This window comes from Mycobacterium sp. TH-M116, from assembly GCF_057473685.1.
Genome location: NZ_JBYCLC010000263.1, coordinates 1 through 8,164 on the forward strand (window position 1 = coordinate 1; position 8,164 = coordinate 8,164).

Genomic DNA, 8,164 nt, shown 5'->3' on the forward strand with positions numbered 1-8,164 from the left:
CCTGTGACCGCTACCCTTCGCCGGACAGCGCGAACCGGCCGTCGGCGGTACGGGTGACCAGGCCGTCGGCGAGCAGCGAGCCGAGCGCCCGCTCGCGCTGCGTCTGATCGGCCTGCCACGCCACGTCGAGTTCGGCACGCGCCACCGGAGAATCGCTGCCGCGCAGGACATCCAGCAGCCGCCCGCGGACCTGACGATCGGTGCCGGCATAGGCCTGTGCGCGGCGCGGCGGGCCCTGAGCCTCGGGATAACCAGCGTGCCTCCACCCACACTCGCTGAGCGGACAACTCCCGCACCGCGGGGTGCGTGCGGTGCATACCGTCGCACCGAGTTCCATGAGGGCCGCCGAAAACCGTGGCGCCGTAACGTCGTCGGGCAGCAGCGCTGCGACGTCGGCCTGGTCGCGGGCCGCTGACGGTGCGGCGGCGTCGGCCCGCCCGTGCACGGCCCGGGCCACCACCCTGCGCACGTTGGTGTCCACTACCGGCACCGGCCGGTGGTAGGCGAAGCAGGCCACGGCCCGTGCGGTATAGCTGCCGACCCCCGGCAGGGTCAGCAACGTGTCGACGTCGTCGGGGACCACGTCGCCGTGGTCACGAGCGATGACGATGGCGCACTCGTGCAGCCGCTTGGCCCGCCGGGGGTAACCCAGCTTGCCCCAGGCGCGCAAGACGTCCGCCGCGCTCACGGCGGCCGTGGCCGAGGGGGTGGGCCAGCGTCGAACCCAGTCGGCCCAGACCGGCAGCACCCGGGACACCGGCGTCTGCTGCAGCATGAACTCGCTGACCAATATCTGCCACGCGCTGACACCGGGCTCCCGCCACGGCAGGTCGCGGCGGCACCGGTCATACCACGGCAGCAACTCGTCGGCACGGACAGTTGGCTGCCCGTTCACCGGCGGCTGCGGCATGATGTGGGCCATGCCTAACACCAGTCCGGTAACCGCGTGGAAAGCACTCACCGAGGGTAACGAGAGGTTTGTGGCCGGCAAGCCGCAGCATCCCAGCCAGAGCGTCGAGCACCGGGCCAGCCTGGCTGGTGGACAGAAGCCCACTGCGGTCGTGCTCGGCTGTTCGGACAGCCGGGTGGCAGCCGAGCTCATCTTCGACCAGGGTCTGGGCGACATGTTCGTGGTGCGCACTGCCGGGCAGGCGATCGACGCGGCGGTGCTGGGCTCCATCGAGTTCGCGGTGACGGTGCTCGACGTGCCGCTGATCGTCGTGCTGGGACACGACAGCTGTGGTGCCGTCAAGGCGGCGCTGAGCGCGATCGACGACGGTGCGATACCGGGTGGGTTCGTTCGCGACGTGGTGGAGCGGGTTACGCCCTCGATCCTGATGGGCCGTCGCGAAGGCCTGAGTCGCGTAGACGAGTTCGAGGAGCGGCACGTCCGCGAGACGGTGGCGCAGCTCATGACGCGCTCGTCGGCCATCGCCGAGCGTGTAGCCGCGGGAACGCTGGCGATAGCGGGCGTCACCTACCACCTCGCCGACGGGCGCGCGGTGCTGCGCGATCACGTCGGCGACATCGGGCAATAGACATCGGGCAATAGAACAGCGGGCGCCACTCGCGTGACGAGCGGCCCGCTAACAGCGGCGGTCGGCCCGCTAACACGGCGGTCGGCCGGCCAACTCCGCGACACGCCGCGGCAGGTCGGGCAAATCCGCGACACGCCGCGGCAGGTCGGGCAAATCCGGATGACCTGGGCCTACGGTGAATTCGTGTTGGATCTGGAACCGCGTGGCCCGCTACCCACGGAGATCTACTGGAGGCGCAGGGGCTTGGCGCTGGGCATCGCGGTCGTCGTGATCGGAATCGTGGTCGCGATCGTCATCGCCTTCACGGGCGACAACGCGGGTGCCAAACCCGCCAGTACCGACAAACCCAACTCCGCTCAGGGCAAACCGGGCGCACCGGCGCCGCAGGCGCCGCCGCCGGGTCAGGATGGCAACAACCCGATGGCGCCGGGGCCGGGTCAAAACCTGGAAATGCCCACGCCTACAGCGGCGGTCCAACCGCCACCGGTGCTCAAGGAGGGCGACGACTGTCCCGACTCGACCCTGGCTGTGAAGGGTCTGACCAACCAGCCCCAGTACTTCATCGGCGACCAGCCGAAGTTCACCATGGTCGTCACCAACATCGGCCTGGTCTCCTGCAAGCGGGACGTGGGCGCCGCGGTGCTGGCCGCATACGTCTACTCGCTGGACAACAAACGGCTGTGGTCGAACCTGGACTGCGCGCCGTCCAACGAGACGCTGATCAAGACGTTCACGCCCGGTGAGCAGGTCACGACGGCGGTGACCTGGACCGGCATGGGGTCGGCACCGCACTGCCCGCTGCCGCGGCCGGCTATCGGGCCGGGCACCTACAACCTGGTCGTGCAGTTGGGTAATCTGCGCTCGCAGTCGGTTCCGTTCATCCTGAACCCGCCCCCGCCCCCGCCGGGTCCGTTGCCCGCGCCGGGTCCGTTCGCCGCGCCCCCGCCGGAGGGGCCCCAGGTCGGCCCTGCGCAAACAGGCTGAGGCCTCAGTTGAGGGAGTCGGCGATCGTCGACTCCGCCAATTGCGACAGTCCCTCTCGCACGTGGCGTGCCCACATCGCGCCGATGCCCTCCACCGACTGCAGATCGTTCGCGCTGGCCGCCAACAGCCCCTGCAATGTCCCGAACGACCGGACCAGCAGGTCGACGTGAGCGAATTGCAGCCGGGGAATGCCGGCCATTGCGCGGTACCCCCGCGGACTCAGTGCCGAATCCTGCGCGTCGGCTGACGTCGGGTATCCGAAAACCTTTGCCAAGCAGGTGAAATCGAGCAGCTCGGCGTCGGAAAGCGCGTCCAACTCGTCAAGGGTGGCGGTCAGCTGCGCACCCGACAGGGGCTCTGGAGTGGCGTGATAGTCACGTAAGACCAGTTCTCGGGCGATGTTGTTACCGCCGAGCAGCTCCTCGAGCTGCAGCCGCAGCTGGCGCCCGTCGGTACCGAGCTCGACGACATCGTTGTCGATCGCCAGACCGATCCGGCGCACCAGCTCGAGTCGCTGTACCACCGTCATGACGTCGCGCAGCGTCACGAAGTCTTCGATCTCCGCACGCGACAGTTGCCTGCTGACCTCGTCCAGCCGCGCCTTGTACCGTTCCAGCGTGGCGATCGCCTGATTGGCGCGCGACAGGATGGTCGCCGAATCAGCCACCACGTGCCGCTCCCCGCCCACGTAGACGGTGACGATGTTCATCGAGTGGCTGACCGAGATCACCGGGCAGCCGGTCTGGATCGCGGCCCGCTCCGCAGAGCGGTGACGGGTTCCCGATTCGTCGGTCGGTATCGACGGGTCCGGCACCAGCTGCACGTTGGCCCGAACGATCCGGCTGCCGTCAGTGGACAGCACGACCGCACCGTCCATTTTCGCCAGCTCGCGCAGCCGCGTGGGCGCATATCGGACATCGAGCGCGAAGCCGCCGTCGCAGATGGCCTCGACGTTCTCGTCGTTGCCGAGCACGATCAGCGCGCCGGTGCGGCCGCGCAGGATGCGCTCCAGACCGTCGCGGAGCCCGGTCCCCGGGGCCAGGCGGGCGACAGTCTCACGCAGAGTCGGACCGGTCACAGCGTGCCATTCTGCGGCCACATCGCGTCACGCGTCCAGCCGGTCCCCGTGCGGTGATCGGCGATGTCGATCATGTGCTCGAGCGCCGCCCCGATCGTCGGTGCCCGCAGCGCGCGCATCCCGCTCGGGACAATCTCGCGCCGAGGGTCGTCCCCGTCGGGAATCAGGGCGATCGTGAACCCCTGGCGTGCGGCCTCGACCAGCCGCCGTTCCATCCCGCTGACCCGCCGCAGATCGCCCGCGAGCCCGACCTCCCCGATCATCACCGCCGTCGTCGGTAGCGGTAGATCGGCGTATGCCGAGGCGAGTGCCAGTGCGACGGCCAGATCCGACGACGGGTCGGTCAACCGCATGCCGCCCACGGTCGACAGGTAGATGTCGTTGACGGCGATGTTCAACCTGGCGTGCTTTTCCAGGACGGCGGTGATCATTGCGGCGCGCGAGTGGTCGATGCCGCTGACGGCACGGCGTGGTGACCCGGAGGAAGGTGTCGCCAGCAACGCCTGAATCTCGCCGATGAGCGGGCGCTTCCCGTCCAGCGCCACGGTGATCGCGGTCCCCGGTACCGGTGCCGGCCGCTGGTCCAGGAACAGGTTGGACGGGTCGGCGACGCCGTCGATGCCGTTGTCGTGCAGCATGAAACAGCCGACCTCGTCGGCGGCGCCGAACCGGTTCTTGACGCCGCGGACCATCCGTAGGGGGCCGTTGCGGTCGCCCTCGAAATGCAGCACGACATCGACGAGGTGTTCCAGCGACCGCGGCCCGGCTATGGCGCCGTCCTTGGTGACGTGGCCGACCAGGATCAACGCGACGCTCCCCGCCTTCGCGGCCGCGGTGAGGGCGGCGGTGACCGCGCGTACCTGCGTGACGCCGCCGGCGACGCCGTCGACTTCGGTCGTGGACATGGTCTGCACCGAATCCACTATGACCAGCGCGGGTTTCACCGTCGCGATGTGCTCCAGCACAGCGTGCAGATCCGACTCGGCGGCCAGGTAGAGCTCCTCGCTTCCGCAGCCGGTACGGTCGGCGCGCAGCCGGATCTGGCCGGCGGACTCTTCACCGGAGACGTACAGCGCGCGTCGGCCCGACTGCGCCCAGCGATGAGCCACCTCGAGCAGCAGCGTCGACTTGCCAGCGCCGGGGTCGCCGGCCAGCAGCGTGACCGACCCGGGCACCACACCGCCACCCAGCACCCGGTCCAGTTCGCCGACACCCGTCGAGCGATGCCGACTGGTGTCGGGTGCCACCGAGGTGATCGGAACGGCTCGGGAAGTGGGCGACCCGCGGCGGGCGCCCCTGACCGCGCCGATCACGGGGACCTCGTCGACCGTCCCCCACGTGCCGCATTCCAGGCAGCGTCCCACCCACTTGGCGGTGACGTGGAGGCATTCGGTGCAGCGGTAGTGAGATCGGGAGATTGCCACGTTCCGAAGGTATCGGGCCGGTACGACAAGCCCGGCGTGACAGGCCGGCGGGCCCGGTTCAGACCCGCGGGGACGTGACCGGGGCCGAGATCGGCACCAGCACGCTGGCCTGTCCGGCCTTTTCGAAATTGAAGGTGAAGTGGTAGTTGAGGCCGTTGGTGATCGGCTTGGCCAGGGTCACGGTCGCCCGGGCCGCGGTGTTGGAGTCGATCGGGCCGGGGGCTACGTACTTGCCTTCGGGTTCCCCGATGAACAGCATTCCGCCGGCGGGGATGCGGGTGTCGCCGGACACGGTCACCGTGCCGATTTCACTGGTGATGCCCGTCAGGTTGTCGATGGTTTGCGGGGACTGGTTGACGGCTACCAGCGCCAGTTCCACGGTCCGGCCCGGCTGAAGGAAGTCGCCGTGTTGCACCGCCTGGATGCGAATGTTGCGCAGCGCCACGTTCTGAATCGTCACCTTGTTCCCGTTGATGGCGGGATCCTGCAGGGCCGTTTGCGAGACCTGGCCTGCCCCACAGCCGCTGAGCAGGGCGGCCAGACCCAGAACCGCGACGACGATGGGGAGGCGGATCTTGGAACGTTTCACTCGGTGCCTCCTGGCTGGCCGTTTCGACTGTGCAACGATGCGCGTTCGACTGTGCAACTATGCACAGTAGTAGGTAGCCGCCCGGCGCGGTAGCGCGGGCCGCAAGACAGGCCGCGTGACCTGCGCAACTGGGTTCCGGTAAAGTACCGATAGGGCAAAACGAGGAGATGGATGTGTGTTCCACTGCACGTCTTGAACCGCCTGTCAACCCCTAATCTACGCGTGTTGTGCCTCTGACCTGCGCTGTTGCTTCGCGCGTGTTGGGCCGCCGTGTTAGGATGAAGTAACGAAAGGGGCTCGAATCAGATGATCTTCAAGGTCGGCGACACCGTTGTTTACCCCCATCACGGTGCTGCGTTAGTCGAGGCGATCGAAACCCGGACCATCAAAGGGGAGCCAAAAGAGTATCTCGTCTTGAAAGTGGCGCAGGGCGACCTGACAGTTCGAGTTCCCGCCGAGAACGCCGAGTACGTCGGCGTCCGCGATGTCGTCGGACAGGAAGGCCTCGACAAGGTGTTCCAGGTCCTGCGGGCTCCGCACACCGAGGAGCCGACCAACTGGTCGCGCCGGTACAAGGCCAACCTCGAGAAACTCGCCTCCGGTGACGTCAACAAGGTTGCCGAGGTGGTGCGTGACCTGTGGCGCCGTGATCAGGAGCGTGGGCTGTCCGCCGGCGAGAAGCGCATGCTGGCCAAAGCCAGGCAGATTCTGGTCGGCGAACTGGCGCTGGCGGAGAGCACCGACGACGCAAAAGCGGAAACAATCCTCGACGAGGTTCTTGCCGCCGCTTCCTGAAGGCCGTGAGGCTGTGGTGGTCGCAATCGTGCCGGCGGCGGGGTCGGGCCGGCGGTTGGCCGCTGGTATACCCAAGGCATTCTGCGAGGTCGACGGCCGCACCCTGCTCGAATGCGCCGTGGATGGCTTGCTGCAGTCCGGGGTTGTCGACCGCGTGGTCGCGGCCGTCCCCGCCGACCGCGTCGATCAGGCCGGGCGGTCGCTGGCCGGGCAGGCCACCGTCGTGGCCGGTGGGGCGGACCGCTACGAGTCGGTGCACCTGGCCTTGTTGTCGATCGGTGACACCGATCGACCGGACTACGTGCTCGTGCACGACGCCGCGCGCGCCCTGACACCCCCCGCGCTCATCGTGCGCGTGGTCGAGGCCCTGCGCGCCGGTCACTCCGCGGTCGTGCCGGCGCTGCCCGTGTACGACACCATCAAGGCCGTGGATGCCAACGGAGTGGTTCTGGGCACCCCGGAACGCGCCGGACTGCGCGCAGTGCAGACGCCGCAGGGCTTCGCCACCGACCTGCTGCTGCGCGCCTATGGGGCCGCAAGCGCCGCCGGTGATGCCGGCTTCACCGATGATGCTTCGCTCGTCGAGCATGTCGGCGGCCAGGTACAGGTGGTTGACGGCGATCCGCTGGCGTTCAAGATCACCACCAGACTCGATCTGCTGCTGGCCGAAACGATCGTTCGCCGATGAACCAGCTGCCACGAGTCGGTCTGGGTACCGACGTGCACCCGATCGAACCCGGGCGACCGTGCTGGCTGGTGGGGCTGTCGTTCCCCGCCGCCGACGGTTGCGCCGGCCACTCCGACGGCGACGTGGGGGCGCACGCCCTGTGTGACGCCGTGCTGTCGGCCGCAGGGCTGGGCGACATCGGCGCGGTGTTCGGGGTCGGCGATCCGCGTTGGCGGGGTGTCAGCGGCGCCGAGATGCTCACCCACGTCGCCGACCTGATCTCGCGGCATGGCTACCGGGTCGGGAACGCCGCCGTGCAGGTGATCGGCAACCGGCCTAAGATCGGTCCGCGGCGCGCAGAGGCCCAGCAGGTTTTGTCGGGTCTGCTGCGGGCACCGGTGTCGGTGTCGGCAACGACCACCGACGGGCTGGGCCTGACCGGGCGCGGCGAGGGCCTGGCCGCCATCGCCACCGCGCTGGTGGTCCCCATCGGGTAGTTCGGTCGGGGGCGCCGGTTCGCTCCGAGCGTCACGCTGGCGCAGCACTCGGCGCCGACGGCCACGCTGGCGTGACGCTCGGCGGCGCAGGTTGCGGCAACACGCCGGGTAAGCTGGCCCGTCGTGACCGATCGCGCCCGCATGCGGCTCTACGACACCATGGCGGGGGCCGTGCGTGATTTCGTCCCGCTGCGCGCGGGCCATGTTTCGATCTACCTGTGCGGCGCCACGGTCCAGGGCCAGCCGCATATCGGGCACGTGCGCAGTGGGGTGGCTTTCGACATCCTGCGCCGCTGGCTGAACGCCCGCGGGTACGACGTCGCGTTCATCCGCAATGTGACCGACATCGACGACAAGATCCTCAACAAGGCCGCCGCCGCCGGCCGGCCGTGGTGGGAATGGGCGGCCACCTATGAGCGCGCGTTCGCGTCGGCCTACGACGCCCTCGACGTGCTGCCACCGTCGGCGGAACCGCGTGCGACCGGGCACATCACTCAGATGGTCGAGCTGATGGACCGCTTGATCAACACGGGTCACGCCTACGCGGCCCGCGGGGACGTGTACTTCGACGTGCTCAGCTACCCGGAGTACG

Annotated in this window: 10 protein-coding genes; 6 read left to right on the plus strand and 4 right to left on the minus strand. The window is 68.7% G+C overall.

Annotated elements, in window-relative coordinates; genetic code table 11:
- Positions 1-10: 10 nt before the first annotated feature.
- Positions 11-922, minus strand: a complete 912-nt coding sequence (locus AC2VOK_RS13185) for an HhH-GPD family protein (protein WP_428900875.1) — start codon at positions 920-922, stop codon at positions 11-13.
- On the opposite strand from AC2VOK_RS13185, the gene AC2VOK_RS13190 reads away from it, so the two are divergent.
- Positions 921-1,538, plus strand: coding sequence for a carbonic anhydrase (locus tag AC2VOK_RS13190; protein ID WP_428900876.1), 618 nt, complete (start codon positions 921-923; stop codon positions 1,536-1,538). The genes AC2VOK_RS13185 and AC2VOK_RS13190 overlap by 2 nt on opposite strands.
- Positions 1,539-1,721: 183 nt before the next feature.
- Positions 1,722-2,522: a hypothetical protein gene (locus AC2VOK_RS13195; protein ID WP_428900877.1), complete on the plus strand. Its 801-nt coding sequence runs from the start codon at positions 1,722-1,724 to the stop codon at positions 2,520-2,522.
- Between the two features lie 4 nt (positions 2,523-2,526).
- Here the strand turns inward: AC2VOK_RS13195 and disA are convergent, their stop codons facing one another.
- Genes disA through AC2VOK_RS13210 form a run of 3 tightly spaced genes read right to left on the minus strand, consistent with a single transcriptional unit; the run spans position 2,527 to position 5,613 of the window.
- Complete coding sequence (gene disA, locus AC2VOK_RS13200; RefSeq protein WP_421531309.1) at positions 2,527-3,600, minus strand: DNA integrity scanning diadenylate cyclase DisA; 1,074 nt, start codon at positions 3,598-3,600, stop codon at positions 2,527-2,529.
- Complete coding sequence (radA, locus tag AC2VOK_RS13205; RefSeq protein WP_421531308.1) at positions 3,597-5,024, minus strand: DNA repair protein RadA; 1,428 nt, start codon at positions 5,022-5,024, stop codon at positions 3,597-3,599. The genes disA and radA overlap by 4 nt, the downstream gene beginning before the upstream one ends.
- A gap of 58 nt (positions 5,025-5,082) precedes the next feature.
- Positions 5,083-5,613: a copper chaperone PCu(A)C domain-containing protein gene (locus tag AC2VOK_RS13210; protein ID WP_421531307.1), complete on the minus strand. Its 531-nt coding sequence runs from the start codon at positions 5,611-5,613 to the stop codon at positions 5,083-5,085.
- A gap of 306 nt (positions 5,614-5,919) precedes the next feature.
- Here AC2VOK_RS13210 and carD point away from each other — a divergent pair, with 306 nt between their 5' ends.
- The 4 genes from carD to AC2VOK_RS13230 all read left to right on the plus strand — a co-directional run.
- A complete protein-coding gene (gene carD, locus AC2VOK_RS13215; RefSeq protein ID WP_421531306.1) occupies positions 5,920-6,408 on the plus strand; it encodes an RNA polymerase-binding transcription factor CarD in 489 nt (162 codons plus the stop codon).
- Positions 6,409-6,421: 13 nt separating this feature from the next.
- Positions 6,422-7,096: a 2-C-methyl-D-erythritol 4-phosphate cytidylyltransferase gene (ispD, locus tag AC2VOK_RS13220; protein WP_428900878.1), complete on the plus strand. Its 675-nt coding sequence runs from the start codon at positions 6,422-6,424 to the stop codon at positions 7,094-7,096.
- A complete protein-coding gene (ispF, locus tag AC2VOK_RS13225) occupies positions 7,093-7,572 on the plus strand; it encodes a 2-C-methyl-D-erythritol 2,4-cyclodiphosphate synthase (RefSeq protein WP_428900879.1) in 480 nt (159 codons plus the stop codon). Before ispD ends, ispF begins: the two co-directional genes overlap by 4 nt.
- 123 nt (positions 7,573-7,695) lie before the next feature.
- On the plus strand, positions 7,696-8,164 hold a 469-nt coding region (locus tag AC2VOK_RS13230), incomplete at its 3' end, for a class I tRNA ligase family protein (RefSeq protein WP_428900880.1).